The organism is Nocardia sp. NPDC003979, assembly GCF_053605015.1.
Map to the genome: position 1 here is coordinate 177,759 of NZ_JBSGIJ010000010.1, position 23,032 is coordinate 200,790.

The 23,032-nt window shown below is 68.5% G+C and carries 26 protein-coding genes; 16 read left to right on the plus strand and 10 right to left on the minus strand.

Translation table 11 applies throughout. From position 1 onward, the window contains the following. Positions 1–33: 33 nt before the first annotated feature. Positions 34–1,362 carry a lipase family protein gene (locus ACWEVR_RS21660; RefSeq protein WP_452468441.1) on the minus strand — a complete coding sequence of 443 codons (1,329 nt, stop codon included), beginning with the start codon at positions 1,360–1,362 and terminating at the stop codon, positions 34–36. Beyond that, positions 1,359–2,321 carry an AurF N-oxygenase family protein gene (locus tag ACWEVR_RS21665; protein WP_452468442.1) on the minus strand — a complete coding sequence of 321 codons (963 nt, stop codon included), beginning with the start codon at positions 2,319–2,321 and terminating at the stop codon, positions 1,359–1,361. Before ACWEVR_RS21665 ends, ACWEVR_RS21660 begins: the two co-directional genes overlap by 4 nt. A 320-nt stretch (positions 2,322–2,641) precedes the next feature. On the opposite strand from ACWEVR_RS21665, the gene ACWEVR_RS21670 reads away from it, so the two are divergent. The 5 genes from ACWEVR_RS21670 to ACWEVR_RS21690 all read left to right on the plus strand — a co-directional run bounded on the left by ACWEVR_RS21670 (position 2,642) and on the right by ACWEVR_RS21690 (position 7,975). Next, on the plus strand, positions 2,642–4,036 hold the full coding sequence (locus ACWEVR_RS21670) for a sensor histidine kinase (protein WP_452468443.1): 1,395 nt from the start codon (positions 2,642–2,644) through the stop codon (positions 4,034–4,036). After that, positions 4,036–4,467 (plus strand): roadblock/LC7 domain-containing protein, encoded by a 432-nt coding sequence (locus tag ACWEVR_RS21675; protein ID WP_067488887.1) that lies wholly within the window; start codon positions 4,036–4,038, stop codon positions 4,465–4,467. Before ACWEVR_RS21670 ends, ACWEVR_RS21675 begins: the two co-directional genes overlap by 1 nt. Further along, positions 4,464–5,711 (plus strand): cytochrome P450, encoded by a 1,248-nt coding sequence (locus ACWEVR_RS21680; RefSeq protein ID WP_452468444.1) that lies wholly within the window; start codon positions 4,464–4,466, stop codon positions 5,709–5,711. Before ACWEVR_RS21675 ends, ACWEVR_RS21680 begins: the two co-directional genes overlap by 4 nt. A gap of 262 nt (positions 5,712–5,973) precedes the next feature. Continuing rightward, positions 5,974–6,315 carry a helix-turn-helix domain-containing protein gene (locus ACWEVR_RS21685; RefSeq protein ID WP_452468445.1) on the plus strand — a complete coding sequence of 114 codons (342 nt, stop codon included), beginning with the start codon at positions 5,974–5,976 and terminating at the stop codon, positions 6,313–6,315. 4 nt (positions 6,316–6,319) lie between these two features. Continuing rightward, positions 6,320–7,975: a DUF885 domain-containing protein gene (locus tag ACWEVR_RS21690; RefSeq protein WP_452468446.1), complete on the plus strand. Its 1,656-nt coding sequence runs from the start codon at positions 6,320–6,322 to the stop codon at positions 7,973–7,975. Positions 7,976–7,980: 5 nt separating this feature from the next. Here ACWEVR_RS21690 and ACWEVR_RS21695 read toward each other — a convergent pair whose 3' ends face one another. Continuing rightward, complete coding sequence (locus tag ACWEVR_RS21695) at positions 7,981–8,862, minus strand: sigma-70 family RNA polymerase sigma factor (RefSeq protein WP_452468447.1); 882 nt, start codon at positions 8,860–8,862, stop codon at positions 7,981–7,983. A gap of 172 nt (positions 8,863–9,034) precedes the next feature. Between ACWEVR_RS21695 and ACWEVR_RS21700 the strand changes: the two genes are divergently transcribed. From ACWEVR_RS21700 to ACWEVR_RS21710, 3 genes are read left to right on the plus strand one after another with little or no spacing between them, the layout of a single operon-like run. Further along, entirely contained in the window at positions 9,035–10,192 is a 1,158-nt protein-coding gene (locus tag ACWEVR_RS21700) for a serine hydrolase domain-containing protein (protein WP_452468448.1), read from the plus strand. 32 nt (positions 10,193–10,224) lie between these two features. Then, positions 10,225–10,650 carry a DoxX family protein gene (locus tag ACWEVR_RS21705; RefSeq protein WP_452468449.1) on the plus strand — a complete coding sequence of 142 codons (426 nt, stop codon included), beginning with the start codon at positions 10,225–10,227 and terminating at the stop codon, positions 10,648–10,650. A 28-nt stretch (positions 10,651–10,678) separates the two neighbouring features. Continuing rightward, positions 10,679–11,167, plus strand: a complete 489-nt coding sequence (locus ACWEVR_RS21710; protein ID WP_452468450.1) for a carboxymuconolactone decarboxylase family protein — start codon at positions 10,679–10,681, stop codon at positions 11,165–11,167. Positions 11,168–11,176: 9 nt separating this feature from the next. On the opposite strand, the gene ACWEVR_RS21715 is transcribed toward ACWEVR_RS21710, so the two are convergent. The 6 genes from ACWEVR_RS21715 to ACWEVR_RS21740 form a co-directional block, all read right to left on the minus strand. Further along, a complete protein-coding gene (locus tag ACWEVR_RS21715) occupies positions 11,177–12,082 on the minus strand; it encodes a hypothetical protein (RefSeq protein ID WP_452468451.1) in 906 nt (301 codons plus the stop codon). Between the two features lie 22 nt (positions 12,083–12,104). Beyond that, on the minus strand, positions 12,105–14,177 hold the full coding sequence (locus tag ACWEVR_RS21720; protein WP_452468452.1) for a xanthine dehydrogenase family protein molybdopterin-binding subunit: 2,073 nt from the start codon (positions 14,175–14,177) through the stop codon (positions 12,105–12,107). Next, the gene (locus tag ACWEVR_RS21725; protein WP_452468453.1) at positions 14,174–15,166 is read right to left on the minus strand and encodes an FAD binding domain-containing protein; all 993 of its coding nucleotides are present in this window, start codon (positions 15,164–15,166) and stop codon (positions 14,174–14,176) included. Before ACWEVR_RS21725 ends, ACWEVR_RS21720 begins: the two co-directional genes overlap by 4 nt. Beyond that, positions 15,163–15,666, minus strand: coding sequence for a 2Fe-2S iron-sulfur cluster-binding protein (locus ACWEVR_RS21730; protein ID WP_067639201.1), 504 nt, complete (start codon positions 15,664–15,666; stop codon positions 15,163–15,165). Before ACWEVR_RS21730 ends, ACWEVR_RS21725 begins: the two co-directional genes overlap by 4 nt. 151 nt (positions 15,667–15,817) lie before the next feature. After that, the gene (locus tag ACWEVR_RS21735; RefSeq protein ID WP_452468454.1) at positions 15,818–16,768 is read right to left on the minus strand and encodes a DUF4129 domain-containing protein; all 951 of its coding nucleotides are present in this window, start codon (positions 16,766–16,768) and stop codon (positions 15,818–15,820) included. A 157-nt stretch (positions 16,769–16,925) separates the two neighbouring features. Next, entirely contained in the window at positions 16,926–17,240 is a 315-nt protein-coding gene (locus tag ACWEVR_RS21740; protein WP_067639203.1) for a MerR family transcriptional regulator, read from the minus strand. A 110-nt stretch (positions 17,241–17,350) separates the two neighbouring features. Between ACWEVR_RS21740 and ACWEVR_RS21745 the strand changes: the two genes are divergently transcribed. The 4 genes from ACWEVR_RS21745 to ACWEVR_RS21760 all read left to right on the plus strand — a co-directional run bounded on the left by ACWEVR_RS21745 (position 17,351) and on the right by ACWEVR_RS21760 (position 20,027). After that, positions 17,351–17,776, plus strand: coding sequence for an Hsp20/alpha crystallin family protein (locus ACWEVR_RS21745; protein WP_452468531.1), 426 nt, complete (start codon positions 17,351–17,353; stop codon positions 17,774–17,776). Between the two features lie 180 nt (positions 17,777–17,956). Next, positions 17,957–18,163, plus strand: a complete 207-nt coding sequence (locus ACWEVR_RS21750; protein ID WP_452468455.1) for a hypothetical protein — start codon at positions 17,957–17,959, stop codon at positions 18,161–18,163. A 143-nt stretch (positions 18,164–18,306) separates the two neighbouring features. Further along, the gene (locus tag ACWEVR_RS21755; RefSeq protein ID WP_452468456.1) at positions 18,307–18,717 is read left to right on the plus strand and encodes a helix-turn-helix domain-containing protein; all 411 of its coding nucleotides are present in this window, start codon (positions 18,307–18,309) and stop codon (positions 18,715–18,717) included. 128 nt (positions 18,718–18,845) lie between these two features. After that, positions 18,846–20,027 (plus strand): diguanylate cyclase domain-containing protein, encoded by a 1,182-nt coding sequence (locus ACWEVR_RS21760; protein WP_452468457.1) that lies wholly within the window; start codon positions 18,846–18,848, stop codon positions 20,025–20,027. A gap of 10 nt (positions 20,028–20,037) precedes the next feature. Here the strand turns inward: ACWEVR_RS21760 and ACWEVR_RS21765 are convergent, their stop codons facing one another. After that, positions 20,038–20,454, minus strand: coding sequence for a hypothetical protein (locus ACWEVR_RS21765; protein ID WP_181697337.1), 417 nt, complete (start codon positions 20,452–20,454; stop codon positions 20,038–20,040). A gap of 303 nt (positions 20,455–20,757) precedes the next feature. On the opposite strand from ACWEVR_RS21765, the gene ACWEVR_RS21770 reads away from it, so the two are divergent. The 4 genes from ACWEVR_RS21770 (at position 20,758) to ACWEVR_RS21785 (ending at position 23,010) form a co-directional block, all read left to right on the plus strand. Then, positions 20,758–21,060, plus strand: coding sequence for a hypothetical protein (locus ACWEVR_RS21770; protein ID WP_452468458.1), 303 nt, complete (start codon positions 20,758–20,760; stop codon positions 21,058–21,060). 36 nt (positions 21,061–21,096) lie between these two features. Then, the gene (locus ACWEVR_RS21775) at positions 21,097–21,870 is read left to right on the plus strand and encodes a GTP pyrophosphokinase (RefSeq protein WP_452468459.1); all 774 of its coding nucleotides are present in this window, start codon (positions 21,097–21,099) and stop codon (positions 21,868–21,870) included. Between the two features lie 41 nt (positions 21,871–21,911). Then, positions 21,912–22,520, plus strand: coding sequence for a class I SAM-dependent methyltransferase (locus tag ACWEVR_RS21780; RefSeq protein ID WP_452468460.1), 609 nt, complete (start codon positions 21,912–21,914; stop codon positions 22,518–22,520). A gap of 76 nt (positions 22,521–22,596) precedes the next feature. Further along, positions 22,597–23,010: a Fur family transcriptional regulator gene (locus tag ACWEVR_RS21785; RefSeq protein WP_174552199.1), complete on the plus strand. Its 414-nt coding sequence runs from the start codon at positions 22,597–22,599 to the stop codon at positions 23,008–23,010. Positions 23,011–23,032: the final 22 nt, after the last annotated feature.

Below are 23,032 nucleotides of genomic sequence, written 5' to 3' on the forward strand. Positions count from 1 at the left end.
AGTATCTTACCAGTGAGTAAGTTCAGGGTTCGGTCAGGCGGCGCGTTGGTCCCGCTTCGCCGGGTTCGCGAGCTCGCGACCGGTCACCGACTTGGTGATCGGGCGCGCGAACAGGACTCGCACCACAGCCCTGGCCAGGTCGGCGAGACCGTGGCGGCCCCCGGGCAGACCGAGGACACTGAGCACGGTCCTGGTCTGCGAGGGTGTCACCGGCAGCCCGGCGAAGCGGTCGGCCAGCCAGTTCAGGCTCAGCGGGGCCGAGCCTGCCAGCAGGCTCAGGTGCTCGCTGAGCCGGTCGCGCAGGTAGGTCACGTGCGCGCCGTTGGCCCGGTAGCGCTGCACGAGCGCGTCGATGTCGTCGACCGCGATGATCTGGTCGTGCACCGCTTGGGTCACCAGCAGCGGCGCCGTCGGCGCTCGGTCGCCGAGGGTGAGGTCGGCGAACATCTCGAGCATCGCCTCGAGGGCCAGCAGCTCGGTCATCGGCGCACCGGAGTGCCGGTCGACGCTGTACCTGGCCAGCCGCAGCACCGCACCCACCGTGGTCGACTCCGCCGCCTTGTCGAGCACCGCGCGGCCCTCGTCGGAGAAATGGGTGTCGACCAGTTCGGCGAACGCCGGATACACCCGGCGCAGCGCCGCGACCACCAGGGTCGGCAAGCCCGCGTGCAAGCCGCCGTTGAGCCGGTGGAAGGTGGAGACGAGGTCACCGACCGGTGAGCCGAGTACCGCGCCGGCGATATCGAGCTCGGGCGCGTAGGTCGGCGCCATCTCGGCGGCCCACGCCGAGGCGAGGCCGCCTCCCGAGTAACCCCACAAGCCCACCTGGGCGTCGGGCGCGAGGCCGCCCGGCTCGAAGGCGAGTGCCGCGCGAATGCCGTCGAGTGCGCGGTAGCCCGGTTCGCGTGGCGCACCCCACGCGCCGAGCATGCCCTCGTGATCGGGCACCGATACCGCCCAGCCCCGGGACAACGCGTCGGCGAAGAGCAGCAGTTCGATGTGGGCACAGGTGCCGATCGCCCGCGAGCCGCGGCGCAGCGAGTAGGACGGGAAGGCGCGCGGCGCGATGGCGTCGATCGCGCACTGGAACGACACCAGTGGCGCACCCTCGGCCACACCGTCGGCCGGGGCGATCACCGTGGTGACGGCGGCCTCGGGTACGCCGTTGAGATCATTGCTGCGATACAGCAGCTGCCAGGCCCGGGCCCGCAGGGGAATCAGCCCGAACGCCGCCAATTCCACCGGGCGCCAGCGCAACAGCGTGCCCGGCGCCGACCTGTCGAATCCGTCGCGTGGCACATAGAAAGGATCGGCGTCGGGCAGCAGCACCTCGGTGGGGGCCGCCCAGCTCTCCGGGATCACGCGGTGACCCGGCGGGCCGGTTCGCTGCGGTAGCGCGAGACGGGGCCGTCGATGCCCAGTGCCCGCCAGACCAGCTTGGCGACGGGGTTCATCAGGCCGATGTCGGTGGCCAGCGCGCGCACGTCGGTGAACACGTCACGCTTGGTGTGCCGGGATTCGGTGCTACCCCAGTACGCCTCGCGCATCACCTCGCGCGGAATGTGGAACTTGTCCACGAATTCCTTCGGCGGGGTGGCGATCATCGACAGCATCACCCGCATCACGACGGGGAACAGCACCGAGAGCAGCGACCGGGTGGCCGGGTGCATCGCTGGCACGTTCTTGCGCAGATACTCGTGCGCGAAGGAGATGTGGCGGGCTTCCTCCGCGACATGGATCTGCATCACCCGGTGCACCATCGGATGCAGGTCGAAACCGCCGCGCAGCAACGACTTCTGCAGGTGATCGATCGGCTCCTCACCGCCGAGCACCAGGGTGAAGAACAACTCGGGGAAATACTTCACCGCCGGCCAGATGACCATCGTCAGCTTGCGGTCGATCGGGCCCATGCCGATCACATCGCGGTAGCCGATGCGGTTGATCATCTCCTGGAACATCATCGTGTGGTTGCACTCTTCGGCAGCCTCGTGCGTGACGTACCGGAATTCCGGATCACCGTTGGGCACCGAGATCAGGTATTGCATCAGGCCACGGATGAGTAGTTGCTCGAAGTCGATACCGACTTTGGCGATGCCCGCCTGCCGCCACATACCCATGGCGATCTGGCGTTCCACAGGCTGGGCCCGGTACCAGGGGTGGCGACCCAACGGGTCCTCGGTGGGCATGATCCAGCGGGGGTCGTCGGAATGCACCGCCATTTCCGGTGCGTCCCAATCGATGTCGACATAGGGGTCGAAGTGTTTGCTCACCGATCCCTCGGACAAGCCCTGCAGAATATCGTGGTAAGTGGACAACGTCATCGGTGTCTCCTAGCGGTGGTTCCACTGGTCAGTTTAGTGGTACCGGCGGTTCCATTCAAGTGTAGATGGAACTTCGTGTCACATATATCTTGGCACGCCGTCACCGGATGCGGAATAGGGACGAATCACTTTCGGTACCAACACTTTCCGACCGCGAAATACGCACTGATAAGGTGTGTGCGGATTCGCCGGAAGCGCAGCACAGCGGGACGGGGACAGGCCGCACTCGCACGGTTGCACCACCGGCAACAGTCTCGCCGGAGGGACCGGCGAGGTTCCGGCCACCAGGCTCTTCGGCCGGTGAGACGACAAAGGAACCGATGACCCCGACAATCGCGGTGTTCTTGTTCGGTATCGCAACAGTGGTGTTGCTCGGCGCTGTCGCGGTGGCTCTGGTCGCGCTGCGCAACGAGCGTCACGTCCGCGCGCGGCTGTCCTCGGCCGAACGTGAGCTCTACGCGCACGACGAGGCGATGACGCGCCTGATCGAGGCGACCCTGCCGAGGATCACCGAAGCGATCCGCCGCCACGACGAACCCGACGTCACCGCCGAGGTCCCCGCCCAGCTGCGGGACTCGCCGTTCGCGCACAAGATCGCCCGGATCGCGGCCGAGCACGCCGACGATCTCGCCCTGGTGCGCGAGGAAACCCGCCTGGCCGTGGAACACGAGGCGCAGGAGCGCGCCGACGACCGGGTGGAGGCCGTCCGCGCGGAGACCCGCGCGCAGGTCGCCGCCGAAGCCCGTGCCGCGACGGGCAACGCGGTGCGCGCCTTCGGCACCACCGTGGTGAGCCTGGGCGCCGACGTGGGCCAGGTGGTCAGCAACGCGTTGCGCGAGAACCGCAACGACGAGGTGTACGGCACCCTGAGCCGCATCGACCACACCGTGCAGCAGATGATCCGGCAGGCGCAGTCGTATGTGCTCGTCTCCGGCGGCCTGCCCGGCAGGCGCTGGCCGCAGCAGACCGTCGACGACGTGGTGGCGGGCGCGACCAGCCGGGTACGCGATTACCTGCGGGTGCGGGCGGGACATTGCGACCGGGTGGTCATCAGCCGCGCCGTCGAGCCGCTGGTGCACACCGTGGCCACCTTGCTCGACAACGCTCTGCGCTACTCGCCGCCTTCGTCGTTCGTCGATGTCGCCTTCCAGCAGGGACACCACGGCGTCACCCTGATCATCGACGACGCGGGCGTGCGGATGAGCCAGGAACAGATGGAGGAGGCGCGCCAGATCCTGTCGGGCGAGCGCGTGATCGATATCAACGCGCTCGGGCCGTCGCCGAAGATCGGCTTTCCCGGTGTGGCGGCGCTGGCCCGCCGCTACGGCTTCGCGGCCTACGTCGACGGTCCCAATGTCTACGGCGGCACCCGCGCGATGGTCTTCATCCCCTCCGCGCTGCTCGTCGACAAGTCCGACGCCCGCTCGAACGAGCTCGAGCAGGCCGATGTGCCGCCGGAACCCGTTGTGCGCGAGGATGTTTCCGAGCCACGGGATGTCGAGGCGGTGGCTGTCGCGGCCCCACCCGAACACACGGCACCCGGCACGACCCCCGGTGGTTTACCCAAACGCACGCGACGAGTCGTTGCCCCCGCCACCGGCCGGGCCACGGGCGCGGAATCGCCCGGCAGACCGGAACTGGTCACCGCCTGGCACAGCGGATCCCGGCACGGCCGCGCCGCGGCCGAACGTTCCATCGACGGACAGGACAGCTGATGAGCACTTCCCTCACCGACAGCACCAACCGCCTGGCTTGGCTGTTGGACGATCTGGAGCTCGACGGCGTGCGGTTCGCGGTCCTCTTATCGGATGACGGTCTACGGGTGGCCCACTCGCCCGGTATCAGCAAGGACGAGGCCGAGCGGTTCGCCGCCGCGGCCTCCGGGTTGCGCTCGCTCGGCAAAGCGCTCGGCGAGTTCTGCGGCGGTTTCGCGAATACGGTGCGCCAGAACATGACCGAGTACGACGAGGGGATGATCCTGATCACCGCCGCAGGGGCGGGCACCCTGCTCGGTGTCGCGACGACAGCGGACGTCGATCTCGGACTCGTCGCACACCGGATGAACGATCTGGCCGAGCGGGTCGGCCGCGAGCTGGGTGCCGCGCCCCGGCGTGACGAGTTCCGTCGAGCGGAGACGTCGCTGTGACGCTCGAGACCTCCTTCGGCCCCACCCCGGTCTCCCCCGACTCGAACAGCGGGCAGGCCAGGGTGGCGTTGTACTCGGAGGAGTTCGCAGCCGACCCGCAGAGCGCCTACCGCGAGATGCGGCGCCGTTTCGGCTCGCTGGTCCCGGTCGATCTGGTGCCCGGCGTGCCCGCCACGCTGGTGATCGGCTATCGCACCGCCGTCCAGATCCTCAACGATCCCGACCACTTCCCCGCCGATGCCCGCATGTGGGAACGCACCGTGCCCGAAGACTGCCCGGTGCTGCCGATGATGCGCTACCGCCCCAACGCTCTGCGCACCGCAGGGGCCGAGCACGCCCGCTACCGGCAGGCCACTGTCGCCAGTCTGGCCGGGGTCGACCTGTACCGGTTGCAGCGCACCGTCGAGCAGTTCGCGATTCCTTTGATCAACACGTTCTGTGCCGACGGCAGTGCGGAACTGCTGAGTCAGTACGCCTTCCCGCTCGCCTTCGCGGCTCTGAACTCGATGCTCGGCGTCCCCGAGGACATCGGTGCCCGAGCGGCCGCGGGTATGGCGGCGATCTTCGAGGGCGGCGCGAGCGCGGCGCAGGGCGGTCAGATGCTCGAGGACGCGCTGTACGAACAGATCCGGCACAAACAGCTCGACCCCGGTGACGACGTCACCACCCGGCTGGTGCAGCACCCCGCCCGGCTCAACGACGAGGAGCTGATGAACCAGCTGCTCACCATGTACGGCGCGGGTATCGAACCGATGTTGAACCTGATCCTCAACACGGTCCGGCTGATCCTCACCGATCAGCGCTTCGCGGGCAGCATCCTCGGCGGCAGCCTGTCGACGCGCGACGCGCTCGACGAGGTGCTCTACACCGATCCGCCGATGGCGAACCACTGCATCACCTATCCGCGTCAGCCGATCCTGGTCGAGGGTGTGTGGCTGCCCGCGCATCAGCCGGTGCTCATCAGCATGGCGGCCTGCAACACCGATCCGGCCATCGGCACGGGTGAGTTCCTCGACAACCGCGCCCACCTGGCCTGGAGCACCGGCCCACACGGCTGCCCCGCCAAATCACCCGCCTATCTGATCGTCCAGGAGGCCATCGATCAACTGCTCGACGCTCTGCCCGAGATGAAGCTCGCGGTACCCGAGTCGGAGCTGACGTGGCGTCCGGGTCCCTTCCACCGGGCGCTGACGGCGCTGCCTGTCACCTTCCCGGAGACCGCGCCGATGCCGATCCTGATCTGACGCGTCGACGGTCGAGAAAATCTGCAGTGATGACTGTAGACATTTTGCGAGAGCAGTTGTACAGTCGCTGATGTACACGAGCTTCGACATAACCGGTAGTCACAGGAGGTGGTGGTCACTGAGCAGTCACTTACCAGTCCCGCGTCCCGGAGAGTGTCGGGGTGCGGAGTGAATGTGAAGTCAATCCCTCGTTTGTAGATTCCAGGCCCGGCGCCCAGCGCGCCGGGCCTGCCAGCGTTGACCGAGAGGTGCAGTGCAGCAGGTGGACACCAACGACGGCATCAGTGCCGCCGACCGGCTCGAAGACGACGACTACCCCGCCTACAGCATGGGTCGCGCCGCCGAAATCCTCGGCGTCACCCAGGCGTTCCTGCGCGCCCTCGACGCCGCGGAACTGCTGACTCCGCAGCGCTCCGCGGGTGGCCATCGCCGCTACTCCCGGTATCAGCTGCGCATCGCCGCGCGAGTACGCGAACTCGTCGACGCGGGCAACACCCTCGAATCGTCCTGTCGCATCGTGATTCTCGAAGACCAGCTCGCCGAGGCCCATCGGATCAACGCCGACCTGCGCGAGGCGCTCGACAACCGTTCCGTCGACAGCTGACGGCGTGCGCGCCGACTCCGAGGTCCACCGGATCTGCGACCGGTATGTCGACGATTTCGCCGCCGCGGACCCGGTGACGGCGACCCTGCTCGGCATCACCGACCACGACGATCGGCTCACCGACTACTCCCCCGACGGGTACGAAGCCCGTGCCGAACTCGCCCACCGAGCCGCACAGGCCATTGCCTCGACCCCGCCCGCCGACGACGAGCGGGTGGCCGCGGCGGTGTTCGCCGAACGCATCGGCCTTGAGGTCGAGCTGCACGATGCGGGGCTGCGGCTCGGCGCCCTGAATGTCATCGCCTCGCCGGTACAGGACCTGCGCATGGCGTTCGACGTGATGCCCGACGATACCGCCGAGGACTGGACCGTGATCGGTGATCGCCTCGCCGCCGTTCCGGACAGTATCGGGGGCCTGCGTGATTCCCTGCTCACCGCACAGCAGCGAGGCCGTGGCGCGGCGCTGCGGCAGGTTCTCGGCACGGCCGGACAGGTCGAGACATGGGCAGGCGGGTTCTTCACCGCCTTCGCCGCGCCGGCCGCCCACGTGCCGGGCGCACCGGATCTGTCCGGTGTCGCCGCGGCCGCCGACCAGGCATTGGGTGAGCTCGCCGAGTTCCTGCGCACCGAGCTCGCGCCACACGCTCCCCGTGCCGACGCGGTGGGTGCGGACACCTACCGGCTGTGGTCGCGGTACTTCACCGGTGCCGAGATCGACACGCATGCGGCATACACGTGGGGGTGGGCGGAATTCGGGCGCATCCATGACGAGATGGCGACCGTGGCCGGCCGGATCGCGCCGGGCGCCTCCCTCTCCGAAGCCGCCGCGGTCCTCGACGCCGACCCCCGGTACCACCTGCACGGGCACGCCGCCCTGGCGAACTGGTTGCAGGAAACCTCCGATCGAGCACTGAACGCGTTGCGCGGTGAACACTTCGAGATTCCGGACGAGCTGATGGCCCTGGAGTGCCGGATCGCACCGCCGGGTGGCGGAGTCGGCGCCTACTACCTCGGCCCGAGCGAGGATTTCGGCAGGCCCGGCCGTATGTGGTGGTCGGTGGAAGCGGGCCGTGAGCGGTTCAGCACCTGGCGGGAAATCAGCACCGTCTACCACGAGGGTGTGCCGGGTCATCATCTCCAGATCGCCACTGCCGTACGGGAGGCGAAGTCGCTCAACAGGTTCCAGCGACTCATGTCGTTCGTGGACGGGCACGGCGAAGGATGGGCGCTCTATGCCGAGCGTCTCATGGGGGAACTCGGCTTTCTCGACGACGACGGTGCCCTGTTCGGCATGCTCTCCGAGCAACTCTTCCGCGCGGCCCGCGTCGTCCTCGATATCGGCATGCACCTCGACCTGCCGATACCGCCGGGCACCGGTTTTCACGACGGCGAACGCTGGACCCCGGACCTCGGTCGGGAATTCCTGCTGACGAGAACTCTCGAAGACGCCGTCACCGCTCGCGACGAGATCGATCGTTACCTGGGCTGGCCCGGCCAAGCCGCCGCCTACAAACTCGGCGAACAAGCCTGGCTCGCGGCCCGCGACGACACCCGGCGCCGCGCGGGCGCGGAATTCGACCTGAAGCACTTCCACACCAGGGCCCTGAAGCTGGGCGGCATGGGGTTGGACACCCTGCGCACCCAGCTGGCCACGGACTGATCGAGCTATCCCAGGACAGGCGTCAGATCGAGACGGGCCAGCCGCTCCCGGTCGGACAGGATGTCGATCGCGGTGATCCGGTCGTCGGCGACGGTGAAGCCGATGATCGAGAACGGGTCACCGTCCATGGTGTTCACCAGCCCGCAGCGGCCGTCGACCAGGGCCGGGTACACGGTGCACAGGGTGGCCATGCGCCGGAACGTCTCGGCCTGGCCCGCGACGGCGGCGGCACCCCGGATCACCCGCATCGCCGCACCCGCGTCGGCCCGCAACACCACCTCGGGATCGAGCAGGCGGAGCAATTCGTCGAAATCGCCACCACGCGCGGCGGTGAGGAAGGCGTCGACGACGCGGCGCCTGCGCGCGACATCCGGATCGGGACCCGGCGTCGCACCCTGTACCCGGCGGCGTGCCTGGCTGGCCAGCTTCTTCACCGTCTGTGGCGTGCGGTCGACGATGGGAGCGATCTGCTCGTAGGGCATGGCGAACATGTCGTGCAGCACGAAGGCGAGCCGTTCGGCGGGACGCAGCGACTCGAGCACGACGAGCAGTGCCAGGCCGACCGAATCGGCCAGCACCACTTCCTGTTCGGGGTCGGTGACGGTCTCGCTCGCGATCACCGGATCGGTCAGACGATCGTTGTCGAGCGGTTCCTCGCCGCGGCTCTTGCGTGAGCGCAGCATGTCCAGGCAGACCCGTCCGACGACGGTGGTGAGCCAGCCACCGAGGTTGTCCACCTCGGCGGTGTCGGTGCGGGCCAGCCGCAGCCAGGCCTCCTGCACCGCGTCGTCGGCCTCGGTGAGCGAGCCGAGCATCCGGTAGGCGACCGCCCGCAGGTGGGCGCGGTTGTCCTCGAACTGTTCGGCCAGCAACTGTGCGTTCTGCACGGGTCCTCCTCGATGTCGTCCCACCGCTCTGACGAAAGCGGGACGCCGAGTGTGACCGTAGTGCCGTGACCAGCGTTTTTCCACGACCGGGTCACGTTCTGCCCGTGGCTTACGTCAGTGCGTCAGAACACGATCCGCCGCGGCCGGAAGCTGCGGCCGAAAGGAGAACATCATGGTCGAGGTGCACGGTTTCGTCGCCGAGGGATACGAACAGGTGCGGGCCGAATTCGCGGCCGTAGTGAGCGAGGAGGGTGACCCGGGCGCGCAGTTGGCAGCGTTCGTGCGTGGTCGTCGGGTGGTCGACCTCTGGTCCGGCTCCGAGGTGTCCGGCACGACGCTGACCGGGCTGCATTCCACCAGCAAGGGCGCCGCCGCCCTGGTGGTCGCGCTGCTGATCCAGGACGGTGTGCTCGACGTCGACCGGCCCGTGGCCGACTACTGGCCGCGGTTCGCCCAGTCGGGCAAGGAACGGATCACGGTGCGCGACATGCTGGTTCACCGCTCCGGCGTGGTCGGAGTCGATGGTGGCTTCACCGTCGCGGAACTGGCCGACGACCGGGTGATCGCCGAACGACTCGTCGGGCAGCGGCCCTACTTCGAGCCGGGCACCGTGCACGGATACGGCGGGTTCGTCACCTACGCCGTCGTCGGGGAGGTGGTGCGGGCCGTCACCGGCGCCACCGTGCGCGAGCTGTTCGAGCAGCGCATCCGCGCACCCTTCGACCTCGCCATCCACCTCGGCCTGCCCGCCGACCTGGAGCCCCGCTACCTGCCGATCCTGCCCTGGCGCGCGACACCGGAGGCCGAGGCCGCCTTCGCCGCGAATTCCCCCGCGCCACACAGCATCGCGGGCATCGCCTACAACCTCAACGCCCACGGCTTCACCGCCGCCGACGTGATGGCGCTGCCCAACGACAGCACCGTGCGCAGGCTCGGCCAGGCCTCGGCGGGCGGGGTGGGCAGCGCGGCGGGTATCGCGGCGATGTACGCGGCGGCTACCACCGGGATCGACGGACGCGAACCACTGCTGTCGCTGGAGACCATCGCGACGGTGTCCACCGTCCACTCCGGTGGTCGCGACCTGGTGCGCGGTGACAGCGCACCGTATGCGCTCGGCTTCGAAGCCAAGAGCCTGCTCACTCCGTTCCTCGGCGCCTACGCCATCGGGCACACCGGTTCCGCCGGATCGGACGGGTTCGCCGACCCGCACAGCGGCCTGACCTACGGCTACACCCGCCGTCGCGCCGCCTTCGCCTTCAACGCCCCCGAGAACGCCCGGCTCGCCGCCGTCCTCCACCGGGCCGCGACCCACGTCGCGGCCGCCGCCTGACCGATTCCCTTCCCACACAGGAGAACTCACTCATGACTACTCGCCTGACCCGCGTCGCGAAATTCGCGCGCTGGGTGCCCGTTGCCGCAGTCCTCGCCGAAACCGCCGTCGGCGCCTACTGGGATCTCGCCCGGATCTCCTACGTCCGCGAATCCTTCGACCACCTCGGCTACCCGATGTACTTCGCCACCGTCCTCGGTGTCGCGAAAACGGCCGCGCTGGCCACCATTCTCACGCCCGGCCACCCGCGTACGAAGGAATGGGCCTACGCCGGGCTGGTCTTCGTCTACGGCGGTGCGGCGGCGTCCCACCTGGCCGTCGGCGACGGCCCCGACAAATGGGCCGTGCCCCTGTTCTTCACCGCCGCCACCTTCGCCGCCCGCGCCTGGCTGCCCACCGGTGGATCCACCACCGCGGCCCTGCGTTCTCTCACCGGCTCCCGAACCCGCATCGCCTGACAATCACACCACCGGAAAGGAAATCATCATGTCCGACCGTTCCCGCCTGCCCAACCCCCAGCAGCTCGTCCCCGCCCTCGCAGAGGTCGGCGCCGCACTGTTCAAAGCCGTCGGCAACGGGGCGATCCCCCGCTCGACCATCAGCCTGATCCAATTGCGCGCGGGTCAGATCGTCGGCAGCACCTATCTGACGGCCCTGCACACCGGAAACCTGCGCGCCGCAGGGGAATCCGAGGACCGCATCGCCGCGGTCGCCACCTGGCGTGACGCACCGTCGTTCACCGAGCCCGAACGCGTAGCGCTCGCGCTCACCGAGGCCGTCCTGCTTCCGGCCGCGAACGGCGAACGGGTCACCGCCGAGCTCTACGACGCCGCCGCGAAGTATTACGACGAGACGGCTCTGGCCACCCTCGCCATGGCGATCGGGCAGGTGAACTTCTTCGTCCCGCTCGCGCTCATCGGCAAGCCGCTGCCCGGCCGCCCGCCGGCCGAGCAGTGGACTCCCGTGCCCGCCTGATCCGGCACCTCAGAACAGGCTGGTCTGCGCCGGTTCCGGGGTGACGCTGATCGCCGCATCGAGTTCGATTCGGCGACCGACGAGGCGGGAGTCGTTGACCAACACCAGTTCAGCGGCTCCCGCCGGATCACGGCAGGCCAGGGTGTGGCCGTGGGCGGCCACCGCGTCGAACACGTATTCGCCTGCGGTGGCCGTGATTTCGATGGGATCCGGGAATCGGCCGCTGGCCTGGATGGTCGCGTAGAAGTCGCGACCGCCCGACCACGCGATATCGGTGCGGACGATGTCGTCGGGCAGGGCGCTCGCCGCGTGCGCGGCCGCCTCGGCTACGCCTTCTTCCACCGCCGACCACGGCCGCAGGGGGCGGGTGAGGATCCGCGTCTTGGTGACGCCGGGCACCGATTGGCGCAGCCCGGCCCGCTCGGTCACCACCCGTTCGAGTTCGCGCACATGCAACCCGTCGGGCGAATCGGTGATGAAGCGGGCGGCCAGCGCACCCTGTTCGAACAGCCTGCGGTGCCTGCGCATCGCCGAGGCCGTCCCGACCTTGGCCATCCCGTCACCGAAGTACGCGATGTAGAGGTGGTGCGGGCGGGCCATGTAATCGCGCACCTGTTCGGGCAGGGTGGCGAGGGGGCCGCGATGACTGTGCACCACCGACCACCCCTCCCGGATCCGGCACCGTTCGCACTGGTGACCGGTGTCGATCCGCGCCTCGTGCGGGCAGGTCCGGCGCCCGGGTTCGCCGCCGAACGCGCGGTAGCCGAGGCAGTAGCGGCCCTCGGTGACCCGGAACGCGAGCCGGGTGCCGAGACCGGGCAGCAGGTCGACGGTGCCGTCCGCGCGCAGCAATTCGTAACACCATCGACCCTGCTCGTCCCAGCGCGTGCCGCAGTACAGGGCGGTGGAGGTCATCCGGCGAATCTAGGCGATGGGCTCAGACGACGTCGAGGAGGTCCTCGAGGTGGATGGGAACATGGCGGACGCGGACTCCGGTGGCGTGGTAGATCGCGTTGCCGACGGCCGCCGCCGAGCCGACGATGCCGATCTCACCGATTCCCTTGGCGCCCATGGGATTCACGTGCGGGTCGTGTTCATCGATCCAGCTGACGTCGATCTCGCCGATGTCGGCGTTGACGGGAATGTGGTAGCCGGCCAGGTCGTGGTTGACGACCTGGCCGAAGCGGGTGTCGAAGACGCTCTCCTCGTGCAGGGCCATGCCGATGCCCATGGTGATGCCACCGATGAACTGCGAGCGGGCGGTGCGCGGGTTGATGATGCGGCCCGCGCCGAACACGCTCACCACCCGGGGCACCCGGATCTCGGCGGTGTCGGTATCGACCCGCACCTCGACGAAATGCGCGCCGAAGGCGTGGGTCGAGAAGTTCTCCCGCGCCGGATCTTTCGACGTTTCCACGGTCGTCTCGGCACCGTCGGCCGGGTCGTCGCCGTAGCGGCGGCGGAAGTCCTCGGCAGCGGCGACCACCGCCGATCCCCACGACGCCATCCCGCTCGAACCACCCGCGACGGTTCCGGCGGGCAGCCGGGAATCGCCGATGCGCAGGTCGATGCGGTCGCCGGCGACACCGAGGGCGTCGGCGGCGATCTGGCCGAGTGTGGTCCAGGTGCCGGTGCCGATGTCCATGGCGTCGATGGCCACCTCGTAGCGTCCGCCGGTGAAACGCACCCGGGCGCTGTTGCCCGGATTCACATCGGCCGGGTAGGTGGCCGCAGCGACCCCCGAGCCGACCAGCCACCGTCCGTCCCGGCGCGATCTCGGCTCCGGATCGCGGTCGGCCCAGCCGAACCGCCGTGCCCCGGTACGCAGGCACTCGACCAGCCCACGACTGGAGAACGGGCGCCCTGATTCCGGATCGACCTCGGGTTCGTTGTGGATGCGCAGCGCGATCGGGTCCATGCCGAGTTCGACGGCCAGCTCGTCCATCGCCGTTTCGGCCGCGTACATCCCGGGACAGTGCCCCGGCGCCCGCATCCAGGACGACACCGGCACGTCCAGCGCCGCGAAGCGGTGGGTGGTGGCGCGGGTACCGGACGCGTACATCACCCGCGACACGATCGCCGTCTGCTCGGCGAATTCCTTCACCTTCGAAACCTGTTGGACCACATCATGACTCAAAGCCGTCAAGGTACCGTCGTGATGGGCGCCGAGCCGGACCCGCTGCACACTCGGCGTGCGGTAACCGGCCAGGGAGAACAACTGCTGGCGGGTGAGTGCCAGTTTCAGCGGTTTGCCGCCGGTGAACCGCGCCGCCATGGCCGCGAGCACGATATTGGCGTGCGGTTCACCCTTCGACCCGAATCCACCACCGACGTACGGTGCGATGACATGCACCTGTTCGGGTTCCAGCCCGAACAGCGGCGCCAGCGTCGAGCGCACCACGTGCGGGCCCTGGGTGGAGTCGTAGAGGACCAGACCGTCCTCGGTCCAGTGTGCGATGGTGGCGTGCGGTTCCATCGGATTGTTGTGCACCATCGCGGTGGTGTAGGTCTGGTCGACGGTCACCGGGGCCAGATCGAGTGCCTTCTCGACATCGCCGATGGCGGTGTCGGTGGCGAAGCCGCCGCTCACGTCCTCGGGTGCGTACAGGTCGTCGCGGTCGGCGTCGAAGACCACGTCGGCGGAGCTCTCGTCGTAGCTCACCCGGACCCGTGTGGCCGCCTCGCGCGCCACCTCGGGGCTGGTGGCGACTACCACCCCGATCAGCTGGCCGCGGAAGGCGACCTCGTCGTTCTGCAGGATGAACAGTTCGTTGTCGTCGTCGGCGGCCAGCCGTGGGGCGTTGAGATGGGTGAGTACCGCGACGACACCGTCCATCGTCTCGGCCTCGCGGGTATCGATCGCGCCGATCCGGCCGCGTGCGATGGTCGCCTGAATCGGGAAGGCGTGCAAGGCATCCCGGAGCGGGTGTTCCATCGCGTACGGTGCCCGGCCGCGTAGCTTGGCCGACCCGTCGACACGGGTGGGCGAACTGCCGATCGCGGGTGTCATCGCGCCCCCTGCTCGGTCAGGTCGCGCAAGGTCGCGACGAGGACTCTGCGTGCCAGTGGGATCTTGAAGGCGTTGTGCTGTTGTGGGCGTGCGGCGGCGAGTTCGGCGTCGGCGGCCTCGGCGAAGCTCGTCTCGGTGGCGGGGCGACCGCGCAGCGCGGCTTCGGCGGCGTGGGCGCGCCAGGGTTTGTGCGCGACACCGCCGAACGCGATGCGGCAATCGCGGATCTGCCCGTCGGCGATATCGACGGCCGCGGCGACGGAAACCAGTGCAAAGGCGTATGAGGCCCGATCACGCACCTTGCGGTAGGTGGAGTTGGCGGCCCAGTCCAGGGCGGGCAGGTCGACGGCGGTGATGAGGTCGCCGTGGGCCAGGACGGTGTCGCGTTCGGGTTCGGTGCCGGGCAACCGGTGCAGATCGACCTGCGGGATCTCGCGTTCGCCGTCGGCGCCGAGCACGCGGACCGTCGCGTCCAGCGCGGTCATGGCCACCGCCATGTCGGAGGGGTGGGTGGCGATGCACTGGTCCGAGGCGCCGAGGACGGCTTGGTCGCGGTCGTATCCGCCGATCGCCGAACAACCGCTGCCGGGCGTGCGCTTGTTGCACGGCGTTGTCACGTCCTGGAAGTACGGGCAGCGGGTGCGCTGCAGCAGGTTGCCCGCGGTGGTGGCCAGATTGCGCAGCTGGGGTGACGCGCCGGCGAGCAACGCGGCCGAGAGCATCGGGTAGCGGGCGCGGATGACCGGGTGCGCCGCGAGGTCCGCGTTGCGCACCGTCGCCCCGACCCGCACGCCACCGTCCGGGCGTTCGGTGATGTCGTCGAACGGCAGCCGGCTCACGTCGACGAGCAGGCCGGGTGCGGTGATACCGAGCTTGAGGTGATCGACGAGATTGGTTCCGGCACCGAGGAATACGGCGTCGGGCTCGGCAAGCATCGTCGCCACCGCCTGCTCGGGCCCGATCGCACGTTCGTAGCCGAAGTCCCTCACCGGGCGGCCTCCGCGATCGCGGCGACGATATGCGGATAGGCGCCGCAGCGGCACAGGTTGCCGCTCATCCGTTCCCGGATCTCGTCGTCGGTGAGCTCGACCGAACCGGTGAGGTCGGCGGTGACATGACTCGGTGCGCCCGCCTTCACCTCCTCGAGCATGCCGACAGCCGAGCAGATCTGGCCCGGTGTGCAGTAACCGCACTGGAAACCGTCGTGCTCGAGAAAGGCCTGCTGCACCGGATGCAGGTCGTCACCGTCGGCGAGCCCGTCGGCGGTCACGATGGTCGCCCCGTCGTGCGCGACGGCCAGCGCAAGACACAGCGTGGCGCGACGCCCGTCGAGCAACACCGTGCACGACCCGCACTGCCCGTGATCACACCCCTTCTTCGGAGAGGTCACACCGAGCTGTTCACGCAGGACGTCGAGCAACGTGGCCCGCGTATCGACACCGACCTCCCGCGTATGCCCGTCCACGGTCAAACTGATCTGCGCACGCATCGAACGGCCTCTCGTCGTGGGACACCGACCTCACCACCGACCACCGCGGCACGCCCTCACGGGCCCGCCACCAGCTGCTAACCGAACAGGTGTGCTCCAGCACACATCGCCACCGTAGCAAAGACGCGGCGCGCCCCCACCTCGCCGGGCGCTAGGCGACGAGTTCGGCGGTGCGGCGTTGGAGGTCGGCGAGGACGGCGCGCAGGGATTGTTCGGCGCGAATGCGCTGCCAGCCGAGCATGTCGTGCGGGCTGAATCTGGCTTCCTCGAAGAGGGTGACGAGTTCGTGGGCGGAGGAGTCCTGCAGGACGCCGGTGGTGAAGGCGCGGGCCAGGACCTCGTTGGGGGTGTCGGAGATGAGGGGGGCGGCGGCGCGGTCGGCGGACAGGCCGCTTTCCATGGCGGCGTAGCAGGCGATGATGGCCTCGCGGGTGTCCTGGCCGGGGGCGATCATCGCGGCCAGACCCATTTCGGCGGCCCGGGTGAGTGAATCCACTTCGGGCGCGGGCAGTTCGGTGTCGGGCGGTGGGACGTGGTCGGGGACGCGACGTGCGGAACCGAACGCCGCGGCCAGACCGACCATCGCGATCGCCACAAGCAGCAGGGCGAGTGCGGTCGCGACGACGAGGGTGAGACCACTCAGATCCGGTGTGCTGAAGGGTGATTCGGGAGCAGCGGCATCGAGTGAGGTCGGGCGGTCGCCTATCGGCGCGTCCTCGGGCGGCGTCTGCTCGGTTTTCGCGCCGGGCAGCAGGAACAGGGCGACGATCCCACCGGCGAACACCAGCGCCGCGGCGCCGACAGCGACCGGGACAAGCACCGACAGCCGTCCGACCCGCAGCCGTGGCAGCCCACCACCGGCGGTCTCGATCCGCGGCATCGCCAACGGCAAGCGGTGCTGGCTGATCAGGACCCCGGCCGCCAGAATGACCACCGAGACGAGCAACAGCACCGGCATCACCGCGACCGTCAGCGCCGAGGGCCGCTCCCCCGCCGCCGGGACGATTCCGGGAACCCGACCGCGCAGGGCGATGACGGCCCCGGTCATCAGGGCGATCACCAGCACCGATCGCAGGATCGGCACCCAACTCGTCACACGCACACTCGGTCTTTCGCAGGCGAAATTCGGCCGGACAGCCGCCCTGAAACCTAGGACTCACCCTCACCCGGAAAAACCGTTAATCGAAGTCATTGGAAGATTCACGACACTTCCCGCACGACCCCATGCTCACCCACAGGAACAGACCACCAGGTCGGCGCTAATCCGGAGGCAGTTCGCCACGCAGACGAGCGTGCAGAACAGCATTGGCGTCCTCGAGTTCGAGGATGCGGCCGATCCCCGCGAGGTTCACCCCCGCGGCGGCGAGCGCGACGATGCGCTGCAGCCGCGCCAGGTCGTTGCTGCTGTAGCGACGCGTACCGCCGTCGCTACGCGCCGGGGTGAGCAGCCCGTGCCGCTCGTAGAGCCTCAGCGTCTGCACGCCGACCCCCGTCAGTTCTGCTGTCACCGAGATCCCGTACACGGCCTGCGCCGGGTCGGGTAGCGGGGATCCCGCGTGCGGGTCCAGCGACATCTCACTCCTCTCTTGCACTCTCGTGCCGAGAGTGCTAAAACAAATCTATGCCACATGGCACAGGTTACCTGACCTACGAGAGAGAATGGAGTGAGTTGGAGGTGGCGACCATGCTGATGCGTACCGATCCTTTCCGCGATCTGGACCGTTTCACGCAGCAGGTGCTCGGCACTGCGGCCCGGCCGACGGTGATGCCGATGGACGCCTGGCGTGAGGGCGACGAGTTCGTCGTCGAATTCGACCTGCCGGGTATCGACCCGAGCTCGCTCGACCTGGATATCGAACGCAACGTTGTCACCGTGCGAGCATCGCGACCCGAACTCGACTCGAGCCGCGAGATGATCGCCGCGGAACGCCCGCGCGGGGTGTTCAGCCGTCAGCTGTTCCTCGGCGAGGGCCTCGACACCGACAACGTCCGCGCCGAATACGCCGACGGCGTGCTGCGCCTGACGATCCCGGTGGCCGAGAAGGCCAAGCCGCGCAAGATCGAGATCGCACACTCCAACGGACACCAGCGCCAGGCCATCAACGCCTGACCCGTCCGGACGCTTCTCTGCGAGGAGGCGCGTCATGACCCCGCTGCCGGGTCCGCCTACCCAGCGCGGACCCCCGCCGCAACGGCGAGAACACCTCGAATGTCACGTCGCTCTTCCACCTCGGGGTGGGCCGGTCCGGCAGCCGGCCCACCCCGCCGAATCCGCATCTGGAGGTCGAGAATGCTCCCTACCCGCGATGACGCCGACTTCGCCGAACAGCTCGCGGTGGCCGACGACGCCGACCGCGAAGTGGGCCTCGATCTGGACGCGCTCACACCCGCGAGCGAATTCGCCCGCGCCGCCTGGGATTCCGCGAACCCGGCCGACGTATTCGACCAGTCGTGGATCACTCCGATGCCGGACGACGACTACCCTCTCGCCTACTGAGGGCAGGCCACCGCATTTCGCCGTGGAACAAACGGCCCGGCCGAATTTCGTGATGGAAGCCACAAGTTAGCTGGCACTATTGCCAGCGACACAGCGAGCGGCACAAGATGGTCTTCTGACCAACCTGATGTCGAGGAATCGCCGTGTCGCACTTCGCTACCCGCCTCAACGAGCTCTTCCGCAATCCACCCGAGCAGGTCGCGGACCGGTGCACCAACCGCCAGGTCGCACGCTCGTTGCAGGCGGCGGGGCATCGCATTTCGGCACCGTATCTGTCCCAGCTGCGGTCGGGCGGCCGCAGCAACCCTTCGTGGAGAACCGTTGCCGCACTCGCCGATTACTTCCACGTGGAACCTGACTACTTCTTCGTCCGCGACCTGAACGAGCCGCACGTCGACGACAGCACCCTGCTCGCGCGCCTGCAGCTCGACCGGCCACGCCTGTTCCTCGTGCAGACGATCGGCCTGTCCCGCGACTCGATCGACCTGCTCGTCACCATGGCCGAGCATTTGCGCGCGAGCGAGAGATTGCTGGATGTTCACTTCGACAGCTGAGCCCGCCTGACCCTCGCGGCACCGAATCGGTGCGGCCGAGCGGCCGCTGTCCGGCCCCGACGTGGCATGATCACCACCGACCGCATCGGCCTCGGCAAGGACGCCGCACACCTGGAACCGGCTTCGCTATGAACCTCGACGACCACGCAGACGAGTGGGCTCGGCGCCTGGCCGAGCTCGGTCCGATCTCGCGGAATTCGCTCGTCGAACAGCTCCGCCGCGTAGTTGCCGAGCTCGGCCAAGCACCACCCGAGTCCGCGTTCGAGGCCGGCGAACGAGCCGCGCGAGCGATAGCCGATCTCGGCCTCACCGACCCGGCCGTCATCGCTGCGTCGGTTCCGGTACTACGCGCGGTGGCCGATTCGGCGAGACCGCTCGATCTCGCAGCAGGCGATGCATTGCTCGGCGGATTCGGCACCGGCTTCGCGCGCGCCCTGTGCGCCGGGCCACCCCATGCCGAGGGCTATGAGATCGCCTTCCACCACTCCTCGATCGGCATCTCCATCGGCGACGAGAACGGCATAATCCTCGACGCGAATCCGGCCTTCGAACGGCTCATCGGCCGCGACCTCGCCGAGCTGCGCAGCACGACCGGTTTCACCATGTTCCCGGCCGACCGGCAGACCGAGGTGCGCGAGCGGGTGATGCGCGCCCTCGACTACTCGGCCACCGGCAGCATCCAGATCGAAGGCCGCTTCCCCCGCCAGGACGGATCGATGGTGTGGACCTCCTGGACCGTCACCCGCTGCACTTCGGCCGACGGCGAACGCCGATACCTGCTCGGCTTCGGCGAGGACATCACCGAAAGACGCACGACCACAGAGCAATTGCAGTGGCAGGCGATGCACGACCCGCTCACCGCCCTGCCCAACCGGCGGTACCTGCTCGACCGGCTGCACACCGTCATCGATGAGGCGGACCCGGAGGCGAGGGCCGGGGTGTGCGCGCTGGATCTGGACAACTTCAAAGAGGTCAACGACTCGTTCGGCCACATCGTCGGCGACAAATTGCTCGCCGCGGTGTCGCACAGGCTGGAGTCGGCGGCCGCCGCGAACGGGTGCGTGCTGGCGCGTACCGGCGGCGACGAGTTCGTCGTCCTCGCCGAACCCCCGGCCGACCAGGACCTGCTCGACCGGCTGGTCGCCGCGCTGCACAAGGCGCTCAGCATCCCGGTCGACGTCGACACCGTGAGCATCGACGTGACGGTGAGCATCGGCGCGGTCCTCGTCACGCTGGCGGGCCAAGGGCCCGACCACCTGCTCACCCGCGCCGATCAGGCTCTCTACGCCGCGAAATACGCGGGCAGCTGAGCGACCCGAATCACTCCGGCGGTTCCGGCCTGCGGATCTCGTCGGGCACGGAACCACCGGCCACGTCGGCGGCGATGCCGAGTTCCTCTTCGTAGCCGACCCGCGGAGCGACCTCGTTGCCGTCCTGATCGAGTTCGACCGAGGACGACCCGGCCGCCTGCGGCGCGGAACCGGGAACCACATCGGGTTCCTCCTCGGCCAGGCGTTCGTCCAGCCCACGTGGGGTGGCTTCTTCGGCCGGGGTCATCCCGTATTTCGTGACGCCGGTCCAGTGCTCGGGCGGGTCCATACCGGCTTCCAGCGGGTCTTCGCGCAGGCGGTCCTCATCGAGGTCCTCGCTGCTGTTGAGCGCGGCCGGATCGGTTTCGACCGAGTCGGGTGCGCCGGTGTCCTGGGGCGGGTCGTAGGTGTCGTCTGGTTCGGTCATGCCGTGGCCCTACCCCGCCGACCGCGCCGCAAACGGTACCGGTGTGCCAAAACATAGCTGGCGCGGTGGTGCCGACGAGCGCTGAAGCTCACTCCATGCCACGAGACCACCGCTTCCATGCTCAGTGACACGATTTAGCTGGAAAATTGCGACACGCAGATCGGTCCCATCCCATCCGCCCGCAGGACCGAATACATGACGGGTCACCGCCCATCGGCGGGTGGCGATCCTCGCGCGTCACCGCCGACGCCCCACTCCCGCTGCCCCCGTTGATATTTCGAGCCCGAACGCGAGGAATTCTCGATGATCACCGATGCACAACCCGACCGCTGCCCCGAGATCGCTCGCCCGGAACCCACTCCCGCGCCGGAACCGAAACGCACCGACCTCACCCCTCTCGCGCTGCCCGCCCTCGGCACCTCGGTGGTGATGCTCGGCCTCGGCACACTCGCGGTGTTCCCCCTGGGGCACTGGATGCACGACTACGGCATCGTGCTCGTCCTCACCGCCTACCTGCTCTACATCGCCTGCTTCACCGCCCTGGCAGCGTGGGGATTCGCCCAGCTCAACCACCATCTGCTCGACGAGGACGAACCGGGGCTCTGACGCCCCCGCGGGGCCGTCGGCGACGTAACGGGCACAATGGTCGGGGTGAAACCCTGGCAACCCGACACCGGCTCGGCATCCAACGGGCAACTGGTCGATGTCGACGACGTGCGCGCGCTGCGCGACCAGTTCGTCGACTTCATGCTCGGGTACAAGTTCGCCATCGACGAGGTCACCACCAAGATCAACATCCTGCGTGAGGACTTCAACAACACCCACGCCTACAACCCCATCGAGCACGTCGGCTCGCGGCTGAAGTCGCCCGAGAGCGTGCTCGAGAAGGTGCGCCGCAAGAACTACGAGATGAACCTGGCCGCCATCCGCGAGAACGTGCTCGACATCGCCGGTGTGCGGGTGGTGTGCAGCTTCATCTCCGATATCGCCACAATCCGGGACCTGCTGGTCAGCCAGGCCGACATCACCGTGCTCGAGGAGCGCGACTACATCACCCACCGCAAGCCCAACGGGTACCAGAGCCTGCACCTGATCGTGTCGATCCCGGTGTTTCGCGCCGGGCACACCCAGCGGGTCCCGGTGGAGATCCAGATCCGGACCATCGCCATGGATTTCTGGGCCAGCCTCGAGCACAAGATCTATTACAAATACCGGGGTGAGGTGCCGCCGAACCTGCGCAGCGACCTCGCCCAGGCAGCCGAGGCGGCCACCCAGCTCGACGAGAAGATGGAAGCGCTGCACCGCCAGGTCGATCGAGCCGCCGAGCCCAAAACCGCCGCCGGAGACGCCCTCGACCTGAGCGTGCTCTATCACAGCCTCACCAGCCGGCCATTTCCCGGAGATCTCCGCGCCTAGTCCGTGAATCGCGCTAGGGTCGGCCGCAGGAGGAGTCGATCATGAGCGCATCGAAGGACCGCACGCCCAGTCAGTGGGAGGAGATCGTCGCCGCCGACCCGTCGCATTCGGCGAGGTACGTGCAACGATTCCGCACCCTCGCGGCCGAGGGCACCGACATCGTCGGTGAGGCGCGGCTGGTCGACGCCATGCTCGGACGTGGCGCGCGCGTGCTCGACGCGGGGTGCGGACCCGGCCGGATCGGCGGCTACCTGTACGACGCGGGGCACACCGTGGTCGGTGTCGATGTGGACCCGGTGCTCATCGACGCCGCGCGCGCCGATCACCCCGGCCCCACCTGGCTCGTCGGCGACCTCGCCGAACTGGATCTGCCCACCCGCGATTTCGACGCCATCGTGTGCGCGGGCAATGTGCTCACCTTCCTCGCGCCATCCACCCGGATCGCGGTGCTCGAGGGCTTCGCCCGCCATCTCGCACCCGCGGGCCGCCTGATCACCGGCTTCGGCGCCGAGCGCGGTTACGAGTTCGCCGATTTCCTCGACGACACCGAAAAAGCCGGTCTCACAACCGATCTCATGCTGTCCACCTGGGACCTGCGCCCCTTCCGCGACGACTCCGACTTCCTCGTCGCGGTGTTCTCACGAACCTGACCCGGAACAAATACTTGACTGATTCAAGAAAACGGGGAAGACTCGTGGCGTGCCGACGGACCAGGAATTCCAGCAGATGCTGCGGGGAGTTTCACTGCGCGTCACAGCTCCGCGTGTCGCGGTGCTCGGCGCTGTGCACGAACACCCGCACGCCGATACCGATTCGGTGATCCGGGCGGTCCGCTCGCGACTGCCCGGTGTGTCCCACCAGGCGGTCTACGACTCGCTGCGCACCCTGACCGGCGCCGGCCTGCTGCGCTGCATCCAGCCACGCGGCCTGGTCGCCCGATACGAGTCGCGCGTCGGTGACAACCATCACCACCTCATCTGCCGGGACTGCGGCGCGATCTTCGACGTCGACTGCCAGGTCGGCGAAGCACCCTGTCTCACCGCGGCCGACGACCACGGCTTCGCCATCGATGAAGCCGAGGTCATCTACTGGGGCCTGTGCCCCGACTGCGCGCACGCACCGTCCACCCCTAACGAGTAGTCCGCACCACCCGTCCAGGAAG

What these genes read in the sequence shown, in the direction of transcription:
- ACWEVR_RS21665 (WP_452468442.1), bottom strand. Translation starts at nt 2,321, where the DNA reads ATGACGTTGTCCACTTACCACGATATTCTGCAGGGCTTGTCCGAGGGA.
- ACWEVR_RS21670 (WP_452468443.1), top strand. Translation starts at nt 2,642, where the DNA reads ATGACCCCGACAATCGCGGTGTTCTTGTTCGGTATCGCAACAGTGGTG.
- ACWEVR_RS21675 (WP_067488887.1), top strand. Translation starts at nt 4,036, where the DNA reads ATGAGCACTTCCCTCACCGACAGCACCAACCGCCTGGCTTGGCTGTTG.
- ACWEVR_RS21700 (WP_452468448.1), top strand. Translation starts at nt 9,035, where the DNA reads ATGGTCGAGGTGCACGGTTTCGTCGCCGAGGGATACGAACAGGTGCGG.
- ACWEVR_RS21705 (WP_452468449.1), top strand. Translation starts at nt 10,225, where the DNA reads ATGACTACTCGCCTGACCCGCGTCGCGAAATTCGCGCGCTGGGTGCCC.
- ACWEVR_RS21710 (WP_452468450.1), top strand. Translation starts at nt 10,679, where the DNA reads ATGTCCGACCGTTCCCGCCTGCCCAACCCCCAGCAGCTCGTCCCCGCC.
- ACWEVR_RS21715 (WP_452468451.1), bottom strand. Translation starts at nt 12,082, where the DNA reads ATGACCTCCACCGCCCTGTACTGCGGCACGCGCTGGGACGAGCAGGGT.
- ACWEVR_RS21720 (WP_452468452.1), bottom strand. Translation starts at nt 14,177, where the DNA reads ATGACACCCGCGATCGGCAGTTCGCCCACCCGTGTCGACGGGTCGGCC.
- ACWEVR_RS21730 (WP_067639201.1), bottom strand. Translation starts at nt 15,666, where the DNA reads ATGCGTGCGCAGATCAGTTTGACCGTGGACGGGCATACGCGGGAGGTC.
- ACWEVR_RS21740 (WP_067639203.1), bottom strand. Translation starts at nt 17,240, where the DNA reads ATGTCGCTGGACCCGCACGCGGGATCCCCGCTACCCGACCCGGCGCAG.
- ACWEVR_RS21745 (WP_452468531.1), top strand. Translation starts at nt 17,351, where the DNA reads ATGCTGATGCGTACCGATCCTTTCCGCGATCTGGACCGTTTCACGCAG.
- ACWEVR_RS21750 (WP_452468455.1), top strand. Translation starts at nt 17,957, where the DNA reads ATGCTCCCTACCCGCGATGACGCCGACTTCGCCGAACAGCTCGCGGTG.
- ACWEVR_RS21760 (WP_452468457.1), top strand. Translation starts at nt 18,846, where the DNA reads ATGAACCTCGACGACCACGCAGACGAGTGGGCTCGGCGCCTGGCCGAG.
- ACWEVR_RS21765 (WP_181697337.1), bottom strand. Translation starts at nt 20,454, where the DNA reads ATGACCGAACCAGACGACACCTACGACCCGCCCCAGGACACCGGCGCA.
- ACWEVR_RS21770 (WP_452468458.1), top strand. Translation starts at nt 20,758, where the DNA reads ATGATCACCGATGCACAACCCGACCGCTGCCCCGAGATCGCTCGCCCG.
- ACWEVR_RS21775 (WP_452468459.1), top strand. Translation starts at nt 21,097, where the DNA reads ATGGTCGGGGTGAAACCCTGGCAACCCGACACCGGCTCGGCATCCAAC.
- ACWEVR_RS21780 (WP_452468460.1), top strand. Translation starts at nt 21,912, where the DNA reads ATGAGCGCATCGAAGGACCGCACGCCCAGTCAGTGGGAGGAGATCGTC.
- ACWEVR_RS21785 (WP_174552199.1), top strand. Translation starts at nt 22,597, where the DNA reads ATGCTGCGGGGAGTTTCACTGCGCGTCACAGCTCCGCGTGTCGCGGTG.